This window comes from Psychrosphaera sp. B3R10 (assembly GCF_018861025.1).
Taxonomy (GTDB): domain Bacteria; phylum Pseudomonadota; class Gammaproteobacteria; order Enterobacterales; family Alteromonadaceae; genus Psychrosphaera; species Psychrosphaera algicola.
Genome location: NZ_JAHKQH010000023.1, coordinates 196,662 through 214,240, shown reverse-complemented (window position 1 = coordinate 214,240; position 17,579 = coordinate 196,662). Strand labels below are relative to the sequence as shown.

At 40.3% G+C, this 17,579-nt stretch carries 18 protein-coding genes; 7 read left to right on the top strand and 11 right to left on the bottom strand.

The window, feature by feature from the left end; genetic code table 11:
- Window positions 1-6 precede the first annotated feature (6 nt).
- On the top strand, window positions 7-834 hold the full coding sequence (locus tag KO525_RS08385) for an MBL fold metallo-hydrolase (RefSeq protein WP_215963335.1): 828 nt from the start codon (window positions 7-9) through the stop codon (window positions 832-834).
- 104 nt (window positions 835-938) lie between these two features.
- Complete coding sequence (locus KO525_RS08380) at window positions 939-2,567, top strand: HD domain-containing phosphohydrolase (protein ID WP_215963334.1); 1,629 nt, start codon at window positions 939-941, stop codon at window positions 2,565-2,567.
- 84 nt (window positions 2,568-2,651) lie between these two features.
- Here the strand turns inward: KO525_RS08380 and gpsA are convergent, their stop codons facing one another.
- The 4 genes from gpsA to KO525_RS08360 are packed head-to-tail and all read right to left on the bottom strand — an operon-like array spanning window position 2,652 to window position 4,915.
- On the bottom strand, window positions 2,652-3,662 hold the full coding sequence (gpsA, locus tag KO525_RS08375) for an NAD(P)H-dependent glycerol-3-phosphate dehydrogenase (RefSeq protein ID WP_215963444.1): 1,011 nt from the start codon (window positions 3,660-3,662) through the stop codon (window positions 2,652-2,654).
- 31 nt (window positions 3,663-3,693) lie between these two features.
- On the bottom strand, window positions 3,694-4,197 hold the full coding sequence (gene secB, locus KO525_RS08370; RefSeq protein WP_215963333.1) for a protein-export chaperone SecB: 504 nt from the start codon (window positions 4,195-4,197) through the stop codon (window positions 3,694-3,696).
- Between the two features lie 15 nt (window positions 4,198-4,212).
- Window positions 4,213-4,470, bottom strand: a complete 258-nt coding sequence (gene grxC / locus KO525_RS08365; RefSeq protein ID WP_215963332.1) for a glutaredoxin 3 — start codon at window positions 4,468-4,470, stop codon at window positions 4,213-4,215.
- A 13-nt stretch (window positions 4,471-4,483) separates the two neighbouring features.
- Window positions 4,484-4,915 carry a rhodanese-like domain-containing protein gene (locus KO525_RS08360; protein ID WP_215963331.1) on the bottom strand — a complete coding sequence of 144 codons (432 nt, stop codon included), beginning with the start codon at window positions 4,913-4,915 and terminating at the stop codon, window positions 4,484-4,486.
- 216 nt (window positions 4,916-5,131) lie between these two features.
- Between KO525_RS08360 and gpmM the strand changes: the two genes are divergently transcribed.
- On the top strand, window positions 5,132-6,661 hold the full coding sequence (gene gpmM, locus KO525_RS08355) for a 2,3-bisphosphoglycerate-independent phosphoglycerate mutase (RefSeq protein ID WP_215963330.1): 1,530 nt from the start codon (window positions 5,132-5,134) through the stop codon (window positions 6,659-6,661).
- 97 nt (window positions 6,662-6,758) lie between these two features.
- Window positions 6,759-7,907, top strand: coding sequence for a murein hydrolase activator EnvC (locus KO525_RS08350; protein WP_215963329.1), 1,149 nt, complete (start codon window positions 6,759-6,761; stop codon window positions 7,905-7,907).
- Between the two features lie 19 nt (window positions 7,908-7,926).
- Here the strand turns inward: KO525_RS08350 and KO525_RS08345 are convergent, their stop codons facing one another.
- Window positions 7,927-8,460, bottom strand: a complete 534-nt coding sequence (locus KO525_RS08345; protein ID WP_215963328.1) for a DUF1569 domain-containing protein — start codon at window positions 8,458-8,460, stop codon at window positions 7,927-7,929.
- Between the two features lie 368 nt (window positions 8,461-8,828).
- On the opposite strand from KO525_RS08345, the gene KO525_RS08340 reads away from it, so the two are divergent.
- Window positions 8,829-9,632: a divergent polysaccharide deacetylase family protein gene (locus KO525_RS08340; RefSeq protein WP_252738701.1), complete on the top strand. Its 804-nt coding sequence runs from the start codon at window positions 8,829-8,831 to the stop codon at window positions 9,630-9,632.
- Between the two features lie 47 nt (window positions 9,633-9,679).
- Here KO525_RS08340 and KO525_RS08335 read toward each other — a convergent pair whose 3' ends face one another.
- The 5 genes from KO525_RS08335 to ftsY form a co-directional block, all read right to left on the bottom strand.
- Window positions 9,680-10,501 (bottom strand): DUF2797 domain-containing protein, encoded by an 822-nt coding sequence (locus KO525_RS08335; protein WP_215963327.1) that lies wholly within the window; start codon window positions 10,499-10,501, stop codon window positions 9,680-9,682.
- A gap of 167 nt (window positions 10,502-10,668) precedes the next feature.
- Entirely contained in the window at window positions 10,669-11,535 is an 867-nt protein-coding gene (gene rpoH, locus KO525_RS08330) for an RNA polymerase sigma factor RpoH (protein WP_215963326.1), read from the bottom strand.
- A 441-nt stretch (window positions 11,536-11,976) separates the two neighbouring features.
- On the bottom strand, window positions 11,977-12,963 hold the full coding sequence (ftsX, locus tag KO525_RS08325) for a permease-like cell division protein FtsX (RefSeq protein WP_215963325.1): 987 nt from the start codon (window positions 12,961-12,963) through the stop codon (window positions 11,977-11,979).
- 1 nt (window position 12,964) lies between these two features.
- A complete protein-coding gene (gene ftsE / locus KO525_RS08320; protein ID WP_215963324.1) occupies window positions 12,965-13,651 on the bottom strand; it encodes a cell division ATP-binding protein FtsE in 687 nt (228 codons plus the stop codon).
- Between the two features lie 140 nt (window positions 13,652-13,791).
- Complete coding sequence (gene ftsY / locus KO525_RS08315; RefSeq protein ID WP_215963323.1) at window positions 13,792-15,192, bottom strand: signal recognition particle-docking protein FtsY; 1,401 nt, start codon at window positions 15,190-15,192, stop codon at window positions 13,792-13,794.
- Between the two features lie 115 nt (window positions 15,193-15,307).
- Here ftsY and rsmD point away from each other — a divergent pair, with 115 nt between their 5' ends.
- Together rsmD and KO525_RS08305 are read left to right on the top strand one after the other, a co-directional pair.
- Window positions 15,308-15,943, top strand: a complete 636-nt coding sequence (gene rsmD, locus KO525_RS08310; RefSeq protein WP_215963322.1) for a 16S rRNA (guanine(966)-N(2))-methyltransferase RsmD — start codon at window positions 15,308-15,310, stop codon at window positions 15,941-15,943.
- 105 nt (window positions 15,944-16,048) lie between these two features.
- Window positions 16,049-16,852: a DUF481 domain-containing protein gene (locus KO525_RS08305; RefSeq protein WP_215963321.1), complete on the top strand. Its 804-nt coding sequence runs from the start codon at window positions 16,049-16,051 to the stop codon at window positions 16,850-16,852.
- Window positions 16,853-16,957: 105 nt separating this feature from the next.
- Here KO525_RS08305 and KO525_RS08300 read toward each other — a convergent pair whose 3' ends face one another.
- A complete protein-coding gene (locus KO525_RS08300; protein ID WP_215963320.1) occupies window positions 16,958-17,575 on the bottom strand; it encodes a YjaG family protein in 618 nt (205 codons plus the stop codon).
- Between the last annotated feature and the right edge of the window lie 4 nt (window positions 17,576-17,579).

The window sequence follows — 17,579 nt, the reverse complement described above, 5'->3', positions numbered from 1 at the left end:
CTCTATATGAAAGTAACATTTTACGGAACACGGGGCTCCTGCCCAACGCCTGGCAAAAGCACTCTTAAATACGGTGGCAATACCGCCTGTGTTTTAGTTGAATCGGAAGATGGTCGAAAACTTATTCTAGATGCCGGTACCGGTATTAGAGTACTGGGTGATGAAATGGTGAAAAATCACGACGACATTTATTTGTTGCTGTCTCACAATCATCATGACCATATCCAAGGCTTTCCTTTTTTTAAGCCTCTTTATCAGGCTGGGCGAAATATTTATATCTATCCAGCAAAGACCAATCCAAACCAACCTCGTGCCGCAATAGAGCAAATGAATGGTAGCTACTTCCCTCTCGAAGAACACGAATTAAAAGCAAATTTTGAATTCAAAGATACATCGTGGGAACAACAACCAGTAACCATAAACGGCTTTCGTGTTCACCGTCGAGAAATTAATCACCCAAATGGTGGTGCTGCCTATATCGTCGAACATGGCTCTAAGCGGGTTGCTTATGTTACTGACAACGAATTAAATCCCCCCAATAAGATGGCGACATCCGCATATGAATGGAAAGAGTTTCTATTAGGTGTAGACTTAGTTATCCACGATGGTCAATACATCGAAAAAGATATGCCACTTAAACATGGCTGGGGTCACTCACTAATTTCCGAAGTCGTCGATTTAGCAAAATGTGCGAATATTAAAATGCTCGCGTTTTATAGTCATGATCCGGATAGAACCGATGATGAAATTGATCAATGGCAACAAAAAATAGACAATATGAAACTTGATAATGACATTTTTTTTGCAAAAGAAGGTCAATGTATCGAGCTTTAAACAAACAGCAATAAGTAAATTAGTAGTTTAACTCTAGAAATATCACTATAATTTAGCCTGTAACAACAAAATAGCTTCAAAAGCTTTTGGGAATTGAGAACTTAATGAGTACTGACTTTAGTCAATCGGCATTAGACCATCTAATTAATATTGGTGTTGAGCTCTCAACAGAGCAAGATACAACCAAGCTATTAGAACACATATTAGTTAGCGCTAAAGAGTTGTCTAATGCAGATGGTGGTACCATTTATTCAATTACTGAACAAAAGACCCTAAAATTTGAAACCCTAATGAATGACACATTAGGTATGTATATGGGCGGTACATCAGGGACTAATATCCCATTTCCTGACATTCCGATGTATATCGATGGTGAACCAAATCACAATGCTCTTGTTGCCTATGCTGTAGTTTCCGACACCGTTATTAATATTGAAGACGCCTACAATACGGGCGACTACGATATGAGTGGCGCACGTAACATGGATGAAAAAACGGGTTACCGAACAAAATCGGTCCTAACTATTCCTATGAAGAATCATGAGCAGGAAATGATTGGAGTAATCCAATTAATTAATGCTCAAGATGGCGACAATATCATTGGTTTCGAACCGCACTTAGAACACATCATTCGATCGCTTGTGTCAATGGCGGCAGTCGCGCTTACCAACAGACAGTTAATCGATGGCATGGAAGAGCTTTTCCAATCTTTAACACGCCTAATAGCCCGCGCGATCGATGAAAAATCCCCATATACTGGCGGACACTGTAACCGTGTACCTGAACTTACGATGATGGTTGCAGAAGGTGTTTGCCGACAAAACGTTGGGCCGCTTGCTGATTTCTATTTAGATGAAAAAGACAAATACGAATTATCAGTTGCCGGTTGGTTGCACGACTGCGGAAAGATTGCGACCCCAGAATATGTAATGGATAAAGCCACAAAGCTAGAAACTATTTACGACAGGATCAGTCTAGTTGAATGCCGTATTGAACTGGCGAAAAACGAAATACTCGTCGCCCATCAAGCTAAAATCATCGACGGTTTAAAAAATGGTCTGGATGTTACCGAACTAGAACAAAATCTACCTGCCATACTGAGCGAACTAGACGACGACAGAGAGTTTTTATGTAAAGCCAATATCGGTGGCGAATTTATGCGCCCTGACGACCAACAACGGGTGAGTGATATTGCAGCGAAACATACCGTGACCATAGGTGGTGTTCGCCAGCCCTTGTTAACTGAAAACGAGATTTATAACCTTGCTATCGCAAAGGGTACATTGACACCTGAAGAACGTGAAATCATTAACAATCATATGGTCGTCACCATCGACATGCTAGAGTCTCTGCCCTTCCCTAAACATCTTCGCAATGTCACCGAGTATGCGGCTGGCCATCACGAAAAAATGGACGGTACGGGTTACCCAAGAAAGCTCAAGCGAGACGAAATGTCGGTCCCTGCCAGAATGATGGCTATCGCTGATATTTTTGAAGCATTAACAGCGGCTGATAGACCCTATAAAGAACCTAAAAAGCTTAGCGAGTGTTTGCGTATTATGGGCTTTATGAAACTAGACCAACATATTGACCCAGATTTATTTGATGCGTTTGTTGACCAGGAAGTCTATTTAGACTATGCATACCAGTTCATTAGTAAAGAACAGATAGATGAAGTTGATGTGACAAAGATCCCAGGTTATGTCTTACCAAAAGACCGAGAATATAGTTAAGCCCGTAGCGATTTTTTAATCGTTAAGATACTTTTAGTAAATACCTCTAGTTCCTATAACGTACTTTCCATCTCAAGACTCACACTATTCAGATTTTGGATCCCGCGCTAATAAAGCCATAGCAGCCTGAGCGGCAGGTTTGTCTTCGTATAACACTTGAAAAATTTGTTCAGTGATAGGCATTTCAACATTATTACGTTTGGCTAGCATATAAACTTCTTTGGTATTTCTATAACCTTCAACAACCTGACCAATTTCAGTCATGGCATCATCAACACTTTTTCCTTCACCTAAAGCCAAGCCAAAGCGACGATTACGTGATTGGTTATCGGTACAAGTCAAGACTAGGTCGCCAAGGCCAGCCATCCCCATAAAGGACTTTGACTCAGCGCCTAACGCGACGCCTAAACGCATCATCTCCGCTAATCCGCGGGTAATTAATGCTGTACGTGCATTTGCGCCAAAACCAATACCATCGGCCATTCCAGCACCAATAGCGATAACATTTTTCACCGCTCCGCCTAGCTGAACCGCGGTAAAATCAGCATTGATATACACCCGAAACTTACGTTCACAATGTAAATAGTCGCTGAGTTTTTGACAAAACTCTTGATCTTCAGATGACAAAGAAATTGCTGTTGGTAAACCTGCAACCATTTCTTTTGCAAAGGTAGGGCCGGATAAAACAGCAAGTGACGGTTCACTTCCTAACACATCTCGAGCAACGTCTTGTAAAAGTCGACCCGACTCTGGGTCTAACCCTTTGGTAGCCCAACAAATTTTGGCATTCGAAGGTAACCAAGGTTTTATCTGAATTAATAAATCTGAGAATACATGACTCGGCACGACAACAAGATGTATGTCAGCCTGTTTAACCGCTAATTCGAGATCATCGGTAACATCTAACGATTCAGGAAAAGTTGCACCAGGTAAATACTTTGCGTTTTCCCGCGAGTTTTGCATTTGTTCAATTTGAGTTTTATCCCTACCCCACATGATCACATCGTGACCATTGCGAGCAAAACAAAATGCTAGGGCCGTTCCATAAGAACCGGCGCCTAACACTGCAATTTTATATCGTTTAGCAGCTGTCATCATATTCCCAGACTTAAATCCAACGAAGCAATTACGCGTCTAGTTTTTGACCTTCGCCAGCCGCTTCAGCAGTCGCTTTAGCTTGTGCTTGCTGTACATATTGAGCAAATAACGCATCAAAGTTTACTGGTGCTAAGTTTAGCGCAGGGAAAGTACCGCGATTAACTAAGTTAGAAACTGTTTCACGAGCATAAGGGAAAAGTGTATTTGGGCAGAACGCGCCTAACATGTGTGCAGTTTGTGCTTCAGGCATGTTACCGATAACAAAAACACCAGCTTGCTGTACTTCACATAAAAATGCAGTTTGACCTTCAACAGTCGCAGTTACGGTAACAGATAATGTTACTTCAAAAACACCTTCTTCAATTTTAACGCTACGGTTATCAAGATCTAATTTTACGTCTGGCTTCCACTCTTTAGTGAAGATAGCTGGTGAGTTAGGTGTTTCAAACGACAAATCTTTAACATAGATACGTTGAATCGAAAATTGTGGTGCAGCTTGATCTGCAGCAGGTGCTTGGTTTTCTTCAGCCATGGTTTATTCCAGTAATTATTTTATTAAAAGATTGTCGAGTTTATTTGCTCGCTCTAACGCCATCAAATCGTCACAACCACCGACATGGTAATCGCCGATGAAGATTTGAGGCACGGTATACCCACCTTTTGCACGTTCAATCATTGGCGTGCGAAGCTCTGGGTTTTGATCTATTTTTATTTCATTAAATTCAACGTTCTTCGCTTTTAACAAAGCTAAAGCTCGAGAACAAAACGGGCAATACGCCTTCGTATAAATGTCAATTTGAGCCATTAATTCGATTTCACTATTTTTTCTTAACGACAGGTAAATTAGCGCCTGTCCAAGTTTGCATGCCGCCCTGTAAAACAGTGACTTGCTCAAATCCAGCTTTGCTAAGCAAACGTGCTGCACTTTTTGCAGAAACCCCAGCATTACATACTACAACTATGGGGTCCGACTTACGTTTTTCAAGAGAACCAAATTGCTCTGAAGTAATTTTGTCCAACGTTAAGTTCAGCGCATCAGTGATATGACCCTTTGCAAAGTCTGCCTGTGGGCGAACATCCACCACTACGCCATTTGAACGATTTACCATCATAGTTAAGTCTTGTGTACCAATCACTTTGATTGGTGACATTGCGCCACTCACAAAACTAGACACCAACATGACAAATAAAATTGCCCAGGCCATTGTCATCATATAATGGTTACCGAGAAATTCGATAAATTGTGTCATTGTACCCATCCATTTATTTCAAAAGTCGCGCGATTATACCTATTTCAAAGCAAGAAACCAAAAGCTTATAGAATGAAAGTTATATTTCATTTTGCTCCACCCTATCAGGTTCATACTTTTCATAACCGCAAATTACAATTTGTTATAAAAACTTAATTAAAAACAGGTTAGAATAAAGGCACTAAAAAATGAATTCAGCCTAAAAGTGAAGCTCCTATGTCAAATAAAAAACCTTTCGTTTTAGTGATTATGGATGGTTGGGGATATCGTGAAGATACCACTAATAACGCCATTGCTAATGCCAATACTCCTATTTTAGACGCACTATGGAAAAACAAACCTAGCACGTTAATTTCTGGCAGCGGTTTAGATGTTGGTTTACCTGACGGTCAAATGGGTAACTCTGAAGTTGGCCACGTTAACCTAGGCGCTGGACGTATTGTTTATCAAGACTTCACCAAGATCACAAAGGCAATAGACGACGGCACATTTAACGAAAACCCAGCGCTAGTTGCTGCCGTTGATAAAGCCGTCGCTAATGACAAAGCTGTACATGTTATGGGTTTGATGTCACCAGGTGGGGTTCACAGCCATGATGACCATATTTTAGCAATGGTTAAACTTGCCGAGCAGAAAGGCTGTAATAAAGTTTATGTCCATGCATTCTTAGATGGTCGTGATACGCCACCACGAAGTGCTGAAAATGCATTAGCCAAATTTGAAGCTCATTTTGCTCAATCTGGTCAAGGTAAAGTCGCGTCACTAATTGGTCGTTATTATGCAATGGACCGCGACAATCGTTGGGATCGAGTTGAAGCGGCCTATAATTTATTGACACTAGGTGATGGTGAATTTACAGCTTCAACGGCAGTCGAAGGCCTTAAAGCCGCCTACGAACGTAATGAAAACGACGAGTTTGTTAAGCCGACCATTATTGGTACAGCAGCGCCAATAAGTGATGGCGACTCTGTTGTATTTATGAACTTCCGAGCCGACCGCGCACGTGAAATCACACGAACATTCACTGAAAAAGAATTTACAGGTTTTAATCGTACTGCCATTCCTAACCTTGCAGACTTTGTGACATTAACGCAATTTGCTGCTGATATTGACGCCAACGTTGCCTTTCCAAAGGTTGAGTTGACTAATGTTATGGGTGAATGGTTTGAGAAACACAATAAAACACAGTTGCGCATTTCGGAAACTGAAAAGTTTGCCCACGTGACGTTTTTCTTCTCTGGTGGTCGCGAAGATTTATATGTTGGTGAAAAACGCGAACTTATTCCTTCGCCGCAGGTTGCTACTTATGACTTACAACCAGAGATGAACTCTGAGTTATTGACGGACAAACTTGTCGCAGCTATCAAATCTCAAGAGTTTGACTTCATCGTTGTTAACTATCCAAATGGCGATATGGTTGGTCATACGGGTGTGTACGAAGCCGCTGTTAAAGCGTGTGAAGCGGTTGACCACTGTATTGGTCGTGTGGTTGATGCACTAGAATCTGTCGGTGGTGAATGTCTTATCACTGCTGACCACGGCAATGCTGAATTGATGACTAATGCAACAACTGGTCAAGCCCATACTGCACATACTAGTGAGCCAGTACCCTTCATTTATGTTGGTCGAGATGCGCAAGTTGTGCCTAACGGTAAATTAAGCGACGTTGCGCCAACGATTCTTAAATTAATGGGCATGGAACAACCTGCAGAAATGACAGGCAAACCGCTCATGTTGGTTGACTAAATCATCACCTAACACATTGTTAGTTGATTAATTTCCAACAAATTGATTAGATAGGGGCTTATTGCCCCTTTTTATTTTTGTGGACTGCACAGTTAATATGACATCGTTCAAAAATGTTGCCTTTGGTTGGATGATTTGCGTATTTTCGCTATTGTACTTCGCATTACCTGCGTATGCCGAAGATGCCGTGAGCAAAGAGACCGCACGGTTAAAACTTGTTCAGGACAATATCAAGCAACAGCGTTTACTGCTTGAACAACAAATTAAAAAAGAATCCAATATTGAAACTCAGTTTCAAGCCGCCGAACTCAAAGTTGCAGAACTTGCACTTAATCTTGCGCAAACCGAACGACAAATCTCTGCAACACAAACTAAAATAAGAAACCTAGACAAAGAACAATCTGAACTACTAAAACAGAAAAAATTGCAGCAAAAAGTACTCGGTGAGCTAATTAAAACAGCTTACTTAAGTGGTAAACATGACTACACTAAGCTACTTCTTAATCAGGACGATCCGGCACAATTGGAACGCCTTATTACTTACTACCGTAAAATTAATGACGCACGGGTTGCACAACTTGACGAAATTCAAGCCGTATTTACACGACTGACCGAAGTTGAAGAACAACTTATTGCCCAAAAAGAACAGCTTGCCACTAGTAAAGCAGATCAATTAAACGACAAAAAACAACTTCTCAGTTCCCAAATGGAACGTAAAGCAGCGTTAAACAAACTGCGCTCAAATATTAAAACCGACAAACAAAAACTCGAACAATTACAACTCGACCAAGAGCGACTCACAAACGCGATTGCCCGCGCCAAAAGAAATGCAGAACGCGATCCTGAAAACTTAATCGGTTTGTATAATTTGAAACGCAAACTCAAATGGCCAACTCGCGGTCGTTTAGTTCGTAAGTTTGGTCAACGTAGAAGCGGTGCATTGCGTTGGAAAGGCGTTGTTATTGACGGTAATTTAGGCAATAGAGTCAATGTAATCGCAGACGGTATTGTTCTATACGCAGACTGGTTAAAGGGTTTTGGTTGGGTAGCTGTTGTAGACCACGGTAAAGGCTATATGAGTTTATACGGGCATAACCAAGCCCTGTTAAAACAAGCCGGTGACTATGTTGAACAAAATGAACCCATCGCACTTGTCGGTCAAAGTGGCGGCCAGCAATCCGCTGGACTATATTTTGAGATTCGTTACAAGGGCGAAACCGTAAATCCTGCTCGCTGGTGTCGTTAATGCCGCCACTATTGTTAAATTAACTAATAATCTCATCTAGATGGTTGTTGAGGTGCATGATATGCGCCATTTCAAATTCACGTTTAGTTAATGCACCATACGCAAAATGCGGGGCTAATTGGCCTTGATATTGATCAAAAGCGACTAATGTATTTCTAAGATACGTTAGCGCAACTTGCGCACTTTTATGCTGTGCTATGTTGGGTGCTCCAGGAATTGGCTCACTAAGGCTATGCGTCATTTGACCTTTATGCTCAAAAGCGGAAAAAGCCAGCTTACCTATTGTTTCTTTAAACACTCTCGACTTGTGAACTGGAAATTTTGTCATTGAATACTCGATACTCTGAGCACAATGCATAAATATTTGATACGGTTCCCAGACCCCGCTCGAACTCAACTCTTGTCTCGACAAACGGTCTATAACCGTAAGTGCATATTCAGTTGTAAGTTTGTCCTTACTTACCTTGTTAATAAATAAATTTAAGCCTACGATACCTGAAATGGCAATTCCTGAAGTGACGATTGAGCCTTTAATAAATTGCCGACGATTCATGTGACTTCCTTCAAAATTAAAATACGAACACCGTTTATGGGAGTGTATTACAGTTTCACTCAAGTTCAGTGATAAGTTTATACGTGCAGTTGCCAAAAAGAACTCGTTTGCTTCCTTTTTCTTTTTTCCATTTTAAAAGGTGATGTTGAGTTTTATTTAACAACATGCTTTTAAGCAGTTGCCCTCGCTAAAGCCTGAACCGCTTAAATCGATCAATAGTCGGCTTTTGATCCAGAAAAAACATTCAATATAATTGCCGTAAAAGAGTGCAACCAATTGCCGCTCGGTTATAATAATTGTCAATTAAGAATAACGATTGATTCGTTATCAAAAATAATAAAACACAATAATAAGAGTCGTACGCTAACTTGAACCAAATTACGTGTTGGTTCGTCTTGATCTTGAGCTTTGTTTTTTCTACAGCTCATGCTGGCCAGGTGGCCATTGTCATTGACGATATAGGATATAAACAGAGCGACAGAAAACTGCTTGAATTAAGCGGACAGCTTACGTATGCCGTTTTGCCACACACCCCACTTGGTTATGCCTACGCCAAACACGCCAGTAATAATCATCGCGACGTCATTATTCACTTACCCATGCAAGCCAATACTCACAATGAGTTGCTTGGACCAGGAGCTTTGACTCAATCAATGTCAAAACAGCTTTATCAACGAACACTGTTGGCGGCTCTTGAAGATATTCCATTTGCTGTTGGAGTCAATAACCACATGGGGAGTTTGTTAACTCAACAGGAAAAACCTATGGGTTGGACCATGGAATTATTACGTCAACACAATATGTTTTTTTTGGATAGCAAAACCACTAAATACAGCAAAATTGAGAAAGTCGCTAAAGAGTACGGTGTGTCGTCTCTAAACAGAAATATATTTTTGGATCATCACCGTAATAAAATTGCCATTGAACGGCAGTTTAATAAATTAATAAAAATCGCTAAACAACACGGTTCAGCAATTGCCATTGGGCACCCTTACCCAGAGACGTATCAAGTACTAAAAAGTCAACTTAAACGATTGGAGAAGGAAGGGATAGAATTGGTGCCGCTTTCGACATTACTAAAACCGACAACAGTTCCTGTGTTTTTGGTTAAAGATGACGAAGCTGACATATTAAAAGCCCCTGCCCTTGCAACCAAAGACGCAACACACTAATTCACAATAAAAAGTTTAATTAGTGCGCCGATCCCATAAAAGACGCCTTAATAACTCACTTCAATTTCATATGACGTAAATTTTCGAACATTAATCACGCCGGTATCAAAAATAAGGTATTGCCCCTTAATTCCCAGTAACACGCCGTTGACTTCAACATTTTTGTCAAAGTTGTGTGAGGCTATTTTGGTTGGGTATTGCGTCACTGGATAATCAATCGTGACCAATTCCTGATCCAATAATTCTACCGAGTCTTCACCAAATTTTAGTCTAATTTCGTCAAGTCGTTCCGATATTTGTGGCACTAACTCTAGGGCTTTTTGTTTTAAATCGAGTTCTGGATTTTCGCCCTTCAACATTGCTCGCCAATTGGTTTTATCAGCGATAAATTCCGCTAACGCGATCTCCACTAAACCAGACTGTAAACGGGTCTTAACTTTAAACAACGGAATCGCCTGTGTTGCGCCCTGATCAATCCACCTTGTTGGTATTTGCGTATGGCGTGTTATACCCACTTTTAACCCTGAGGTATTCGCTAGATAAACATAATGTGGGATCATGCAATTCTCTTCACCCCATTGAGGCTCTCGGCATGTGCCTTCGGCGTGGTGGCAGGTTTCCGGTTTCATGATGCACATATCGCATGACGCAAGTTTTCTCATACACGGAAAACAATGTCCTTGAGAGAAACTCTTTTTCGTCTTTTTTCCGCAACTGCTGCAATTAATATTGCCGGTATGAGTAAGTGTTAATGACTTACCAATAAAGTCATTTAACGGTAGCTCTTCATCGCCTACTGGCAATAAGTAAGTTACTTGATTTGTTTGCGTGTCTAGACTTGCACGCATTTTTTTGAGGTGTCCCAACATAAATGATGTTCTTAGTGTTTACGTTAATTATTAGAAGTATAAAGCGAATTGGCAGCCAGACCAACGTAATTCATAATGCAATTCTCAGGGCAAAAAAAAACCAGCCACATTGGCTGGTTCTAATTACAACAGTTGAGGTGCTATAAACTGCTAATCGCGTAACTGCTTTAAGCAACTAACAACGCTTGAACTTTTTTCATTGCATTTTTTTCTAACTGACGAACACGTTCAGCAGAAACACCGTATTTGTCAGCCAACTCTTGCAACGTTGTTTTGTTGTTATCGTCTAACCAACGGCTGTGCAATATATCCTGACTACGGTCGTCTAATGTTTTAATTGCAGACATCAAACGGTTGTTAGTATGTTCAACGTACTGTTCTTTTTCAACGTTTGCCGCTAAGTCAGAATTATTTGTCTGTAAATACATTGACGGTGAATACGCTGCAGAATCAGAATCATCTTCATCATTACCGATATCAAACGCCATGTCGTAATTACTCATGCGAGATTCCATCTCTAACACTTCTTTTTCTGACACGCCTAAAGTTTCTGCAACAGTTGAAACTTCCTCGTTGCTAAACCAGCCAAGACGTTTTTTCGACTTACGTAAGTTAAAGAATAATTTACGTTGTGCTTTCGTTGTCGCAACTTTAACGATGCGCCAATTTTTTAATACAAATTCGTGGATTTCAGCTTTAATCCAATGTACTGCGAAAGAAACTAAACGTACGCCAACCTCAGGGTTGAAACGTTTTACCGCTTTCATAAGGCCGATATTACCTTCTTGGATTAAATCCGCTTGAGGTAAACCGTAACCTGAATAGCTTCGTGCAATATGTACAACAAAACGAAGGTGCGACATGATAAGTTTGCGCGCAGATTCCAAATCTTCGTTTTCATATAGTTTGAATGCCAGTTCTCTCTCTTCCTGAGCAGCTAACATATCAATGCTTGTCACGTAAGAAACATAAGACTCAATGCTGCCGCTTTGAGGCGTTATCGCCAATGCCATTGATTGATTTTTTCGGCTCATATTTAAACCTCCTTTAATTAACTGAAAGGCATCTTAGCACTCAAGCTGATAGAGTGCTAATTTATTTTTCGCTATTTATAGATCGATTAGATCTATGGCTATAAGCCTAATATAAGATTTAGAAATAACCTTTAAATACAGACAGATAAAATGAATTTTTGCAGAAAAACCAGCTGGTAAATCAAAATATTTGAAGAATATTGTTCAAAAAAACGCAGATTGAAACACTTTGTTACGCTTTAGCGCTAAATTAAGTGCTGTACTTTTTGACAAGAAACGTCTTGCTGATTGCGGATAGTTATTAGTCAACAACAACCGTGACTATCTGAGTATAAAGTAGAACAATGAGGAGCCTGCGTTGTCGACTGCTAGCGCATAGAGCATTGAGTCCTGCCGCTCAAGTGTTTGAGGCTTCACGGCAATTTTTACGTAAAAGAATGCTTAATCAATGTTTGGTTCAATTTCTTTAATATGACGATGCACAGACCAGAAAGCGCCTGAGAATCCTAAAAACGAAGCTATTGCCATTAACCAACCGAACTCGGCAAATGATAGGCCCTCAATTTCAAAGTCGTTGACATACAAGCCAGAGATTTCGACTAAAGCAGATTGCATCCACCAGACAACAAAGTTTACAACGATAAACGCTATAAAGCCGCCCATCAGTCCGTACCACAAACCGGTATAGACAAAAGGTCGCTGGATAAATGCTTCCGTCGCCCCTACCAGTTTCATTACTTCTATTTCTTCTCGTCTAGAGATTATCGATAGCCTAATCGTATTGCCGATGATTAACACCACAGATACCAATAATAAAATAGCAACGGTAATTACGGACTCCTGCAACATATTAACAATGGCGTTGAGTCGCGTTAACCAATCTATATCAAGTTTACCAAAATCAACTTCGCGTTCTTTCTGCAGTTTAAGTAATAGGTTTTTAGCACTTTCAGCTTGACGAAAACGGGCTGTAGGCGTGATTACAAATGACGCTGGCAGTGGATTAGATTCTAAATATGACAACGCCTGACCAAAACCTGAAAGCGTTTTAAACTCTTCAATAGCGTCATTTTTACTAATGTATCTAAGTTCATCCACTTCGTCATAGGCACTAATTCGTCTAATGGCGCTGGCAATTTGTTGCTCTGACAATCCTTCGTTTAAAAATAAACTGATCTCAGAGGCACTGTCCCATTCAACATTAATAGATTGAACATTTTTGACTATGATGTGCAAAGTAGCAGGAAGCGTTAAACTTAACCCCATGACTAATATCGTCATAACAGAGGCGACTGGGGTACGCCAAATCTCACCTAAACTCGTTACAATTTGTCTAAGGTTATTAATCCAAAAGTATACAAAACGTTGCAGTGGGTTAACACCGCGGTTTGTTGCACCCTTTTGTTCAGAACTAAATAAAATGCTCATTTTACATCCCCAAACCGTTTTCAGCAGATAAGCCATCATTGGTCATTCGACCTTGTTTTAAACTTAATGTGCGATAACGCATACGGGCAATCAATCCTAAATCATGGGTAGCAATTAATACTGAAACACCCACATCATTAAATTGCTCAAATACATTGATGATTTCTTTTGATAACTCAGGGTCTAAATTTCCTGTTGGCTCATCGGCCAATAACAAAGGTGGTTTATTTACGACAGCGCGCGCAATACCAACTCTTTGTTGCTCGCCGCCAGACAGGATTTTCGGGAAACATTTGGCTTTATCTAATAAACCAACTTTATCCAAAGCAGCGTGAACCCGTTTCGCTATTTCACCTTGGGTATAACCTTCGATAACTAATGGCAAAGCAACATTGTCAAATACGGTGTGTTCTTGTAACAGTCGATGATTTTGAAAAATCATACCAATGTCACGGCGCGCGTAAGGCACTTGGTTCGGAGTAATGAGATTTAAATTTTTGTCATTAATAAAGACATTACCGATTGAAGGTCGTTCAATCATGCTGATCAGTTTTAATAGCGTACTTTTACCCGCTCCGGAGTGGCCTGTGAGAAACGCCATTTCTCCACGCTCAAGATGAAACGATACTTTTTCAAGAGCTCGAAACCCACCAGGATAGGTTTTACTGACCTGCTCAAATCGGATCATTAGCGCTACTTCCCTTCATTCTTTATTATTGTTTTTGAACTGGTCATAGATTACCCCAAGGTCAGGATAGATAAAAGCCCATTACTTGAATGGGCTTTTGGTATTTTCGCTGTTTTACCTACACTTGAATAAATTCAGTATTAATTTTCACTTTCATCAAACAAGGCATCAATAAAAGATTGATGCTCAAAGGTTCGTAAATCTTCAATTCCTTCACCAACCCCGATATAGCGGATTGGAATTTCAAATTGTTCTGCAACCGCAAAGATAACGCCACCTTTGGCAGTGCCGTCGAGTTTCGTTAATGATATACCCGTTAGACCAACCGCTTGATTAAATAATTTAGTTTGGCTTATGGCGTTTTGGCCAGTTGTTGCATCAATAGTTAACATGATTTCGTGTGGAATATTGGCATCCAGTTTTTTCAACACTCGTACAATTTTTTCAAGCTCTTGCATTAAGTTATCTTTATTCTGCAATCGACCCGCAGTGTCTGCAATAAGCACATCGGCTTTACGCGCCTTCGCAGCTTGGTAAGCGTCAAAAATAACTGACGCACTGTCAGCTCCAGTATGCTGTGCAATAACCGGCACGTTGTTACGGTCACCCCATACTTGCAATTGCTCAACAGCTGCCGCTCTGAACGTATCACCTGCAGCCAACATGACAGACTTGCCTTGTTGCTGAAACTGTTTGGCCATTTTGCCGATAGTGGTTGTTTTACCAACCCCATTAACACCAACCATTAAAATGACAAATGGTCCATCGTCGTTATCAACAACTAATGGCGCATCAGATTTTTTCAATATGTCTGACATTTCAGATTTTAATAAACCGTACAGCGCATCTGCATCTTTTAACTGCTTTCGGTCTGCGTGTTCAGTCAGTCGGTTAATCAACTTAACCGTGGTATCCATCCCAACATCAGCCATTAATAATTGAGTTTCTAGCTCTTCATAAAGGTCATCATCAATTTGTTTGCCTTTAAATAAAGATAAAAAGCCACCACCGATTTGCTGACGTGTTTTACTTAAACCTCGTTTTAGACGTTCGAAGAAACCTATTTTTGGCTCAGCTGGCGTGCTCTCGTTGTCATTTTCTGTCGCCTCAGCAGCTTCAGCATCAACATCATCAACCAATGTCGCATCATCTGTTACTTCGCTTGTTTCAGTCCTCGTGTCCTGATCTTCTTCAGGTATACCGGGCTCAGTTGATGCGACTTCGCTATTGTCAGTAGCGACTGGCTCGTCAATACCAGTTTCTGCAACGGCAAATTCTTCCGATGAAGGTGTGATTGGGGCGATATCTTCGACAATACTTGATCCCGCTTCATCAGCATCAACATTTGCTTCTTGCAAAGCTCCGTTGTTAGAAGGGGTTGTTTCAGACCCGACAACATCCTTCTCTTGGTTTGATTTTTCGCCAATTTCAGTTGTACTGTCCGACTCTACAAGCTGGCTCTGTTCCGTATTTTCAGGTTGTTTCTGAGGTTCCTGAGCACCTTTTTTAAACCAAGATAAAAAACCAGACTTTTTAGCCATTAAAAAAACCTTTAAATGATGTGTTAGGCGCGGGATAATTGGCGCGTATATTATCTTAAAACAAACTAAATAATAACCACCTGATGAATTTCAACCCCAAAATTGAGGTAAAACTTTGAAACCAACGACTAACTCAGCAAAACGTGGCAAAAATCAAAGGTCAAAATCAGCACAATCAGGTGAGATCAGAATTATTGGTGGCCAATGGCGGGGACGAAAATTAAAAGTTCACGACAAAGAGGGCTTACGCCCAACAACAGATAGGTTAAAAGAAACCGTTTTTAACTGGCTGATGACCCACACTCGTGACGCTTTAGTTCTCGATTGTTTTGCTGGCGCAGGTTCTCTTGGATTCGAGGCTGCTTCACGTCACGCAAAGCAGGTGTATTGCATTGAAAAAGATAAAACCGCGGCATCCCAGTTAACGAGCAATGTCAAACTTCTCGGTGCGCAACAACAAATTACCGTTTTGCAGGGTGACTTTTTTACGCAGCAGCAAATTTTAAATTTTCAGTTTGACCTTATTTTTATTGATCCCCCTTTTAACAAAGGTTTCATGGACAAAGTCGTACCGCACTTGATTGACCACAAACTCATTGCTACAGGGGCTTTAGTTTATATCGAACAGGAAACGACATCTGACTTTGACTTGACGACAAATGCGTGGTCTGAACAATTTGAACAAATTAAAAATAAATCCGCGGGACAAGTCTCTGCCACTTTATATCGATTTATTGGTAACGACGCTTGAGTTTACAGCACAACATCTGTAAAACCCCTGTAAAACACGAAGAGACTCAACGGACTGACATTCATTCAATATAAATAGTCAAAATTAATAAGAATTAAATTACCTATGCTTCAACAATGCCAATCGTTTTATTCAAATTTCAGCAAAGCAAAATCCCTTACAACCTTAAATAGTAAAGACCTTACTGCTTTGTTTTTATTCACCTTCAGCGCACATACTATGGCGATTGATGAGACCGAATCACTTCGACAACGTTCGCAAGATAAAACGCTATTTACCAATCTGTCTTTAGATTTATCCGGAAAAAGTGGTAACTCTGACACCGAAAATTTTGAGTTCGGTCTTTACCACTCACAGCGTCATGATAAACATTTTGGATTTATAATGGCTTCACGTGAATATGCAAAAAGTAATGGTGCAGAAAGCGCCAACAGCTCGTTTTTGCACTTTAGATACAATTACTACTTTGCTAAAGAGAAGTCGTTTGAGCTATTTACTCAAAGTAACTTTGACGATTTTCGTTCACTTGAATCGAGAAATTTATTAGGGATATCCTATCGCCAAGAATTCCATAAAACCCACGCTTTTGGAGCCGGGTTGTTTAACGAGCACGAAAAGTACTTAGTAAATGATGATCCAACCAACTTTACCCAAACCCGTGCCAATCTTTATTGGGTATTTGCAAAACCATTAAGTAAATATGCAAACTTGGCGAATACCCTGTATTACCAACCAAATATAGAAGAGTTTGGCGACTGGCGGGCCTTTAATAAGTTTTCGATTAATTCGGCATTAACTGAAAATTTATATCTTAAATTTGGTGTTTTGATTGAACATAACAGTCAGCCTGTTTTAGATGTAGAAAAAACAGACATCAGCTACCGTGCAGGATTTGAATTCGAGTTTTAGTTTTTTACTCATTAAAAAAAGAGGGTTTGAATAACCCTCTTTTATTTTGCCTTTCTAAGCTCTCGTTTCAGAGTGTTGCTTTGAGCGCCTATAATCCAATGGCCTTTAGACCTCGAACTCGATACCAATATTAGTAACACCATCGGCAAGGGCAAATTCAATTGCTTTTTGGCGAATCGATTTTGCATCAAGCTGTTTCAAAGGCAGGCTTTCAACAAAATCGATGGCACTGCTTAAAAATGCCATTTCATTTTGCATCAGCTCATGTTCGCGAACGGCGTCATTATCAAGTTCGGTGTCGGCTTGATATTCAATAAGGTGCACAATACATCCTTGAGATATTTTTGCTACGGCAACCGTATCTAAGTCATCTTCACTTTGTAAGCCATTGATGTACGATAAAACAGCGGTACAAAAATACAATGCTGGATAAACGCCATACATATCAAATTCATGTTCGTCCGGTGTCAGCAATTCTATTTTATCTTCCATTGCCGACAAGCTGACTTTTGCCCCCTTCACCAACAAACGCTCCCACAAACTATTAATCATGTTGTCGAGATTATGTTCTTGAGGAAAATCGGTTACGTGGGCAAATAGATAATAATTAGGTTTCATGCGTTCAATTAACATCAAAGATATGATGCCTTGTTGCTTGTAACCTAACTCTCGAATACGTTGGAAGTTATTGGTTTTCGGTTTGTCGTTGGTTAATTTAGACAAAATG

What these genes read in the sequence shown, in the direction of transcription:
- KO525_RS08345 (WP_215963328.1), bottom strand. Translation starts at nt 8,460, where the DNA reads ATGAATCGTCGGCAATTTATTAAAGGCTCAATCGTCACTTCAGGAATT.
- KO525_RS08305 (WP_215963321.1), top strand. Translation starts at nt 16,049, where the DNA reads ATGCTTCAACAATGCCAATCGTTTTATTCAAATTTCAGCAAAGCAAAA.
- KO525_RS08335 (WP_215963327.1), bottom strand. Translation starts at nt 10,501, where the DNA reads ATGTTGGGACACCTCAAAAAAATGCGTGCAAGTCTAGACACGCAAACA.
- KO525_RS08385 (WP_215963335.1), top strand. Translation starts at nt 7, where the DNA reads ATGAAAGTAACATTTTACGGAACACGGGGCTCCTGCCCAACGCCTGGC.
- KO525_RS08380 (WP_215963334.1), top strand. Translation starts at nt 939, where the DNA reads ATGAGTACTGACTTTAGTCAATCGGCATTAGACCATCTAATTAATATT.
- gpsA (WP_215963444.1), bottom strand. Translation starts at nt 3,662, where the DNA reads ATGACAGCTGCTAAACGATATAAAATTGCAGTGTTAGGCGCCGGTTCT.
- rpoH (WP_215963326.1), bottom strand. Translation starts at nt 11,535, where the DNA reads ATGAGCCGAAAAAATCAATCAATGGCATTGGCGATAACGCCTCAAAGC.
- gpmM (WP_215963330.1), top strand. Translation starts at nt 5,132, where the DNA reads ATGTCAAATAAAAAACCTTTCGTTTTAGTGATTATGGATGGTTGGGGA.
- ftsE (WP_215963324.1), bottom strand. Translation starts at nt 13,651, where the DNA reads ATGATCCGATTTGAGCAGGTCAGTAAAACCTATCCTGGTGGGTTTCGA.
- secB (WP_215963333.1), bottom strand. Translation starts at nt 4,197, where the DNA reads ATGGCTGAAGAAAACCAAGCACCTGCTGCAGATCAAGCTGCACCACAA.
- KO525_RS08350 (WP_215963329.1), top strand. Translation starts at nt 6,759, where the DNA reads ATGACATCGTTCAAAAATGTTGCCTTTGGTTGGATGATTTGCGTATTT.
- ftsX (WP_215963325.1), bottom strand. Translation starts at nt 12,963, where the DNA reads ATGAGCATTTTATTTAGTTCTGAACAAAAGGGTGCAACAAACCGCGGT.
- grxC (WP_215963332.1), bottom strand. Translation starts at nt 4,470, where the DNA reads ATGGCTCAAATTGACATTTATACGAAGGCGTATTGCCCGTTTTGTTCT.
- ftsY (WP_215963323.1), bottom strand. Translation starts at nt 15,192, where the DNA reads ATGGCTAAAAAGTCTGGTTTTTTATCTTGGTTTAAAAAAGGTGCTCAG.
- KO525_RS08360 (WP_215963331.1), bottom strand. Translation starts at nt 4,915, where the DNA reads ATGACACAATTTATCGAATTTCTCGGTAACCATTATATGATGACAATG.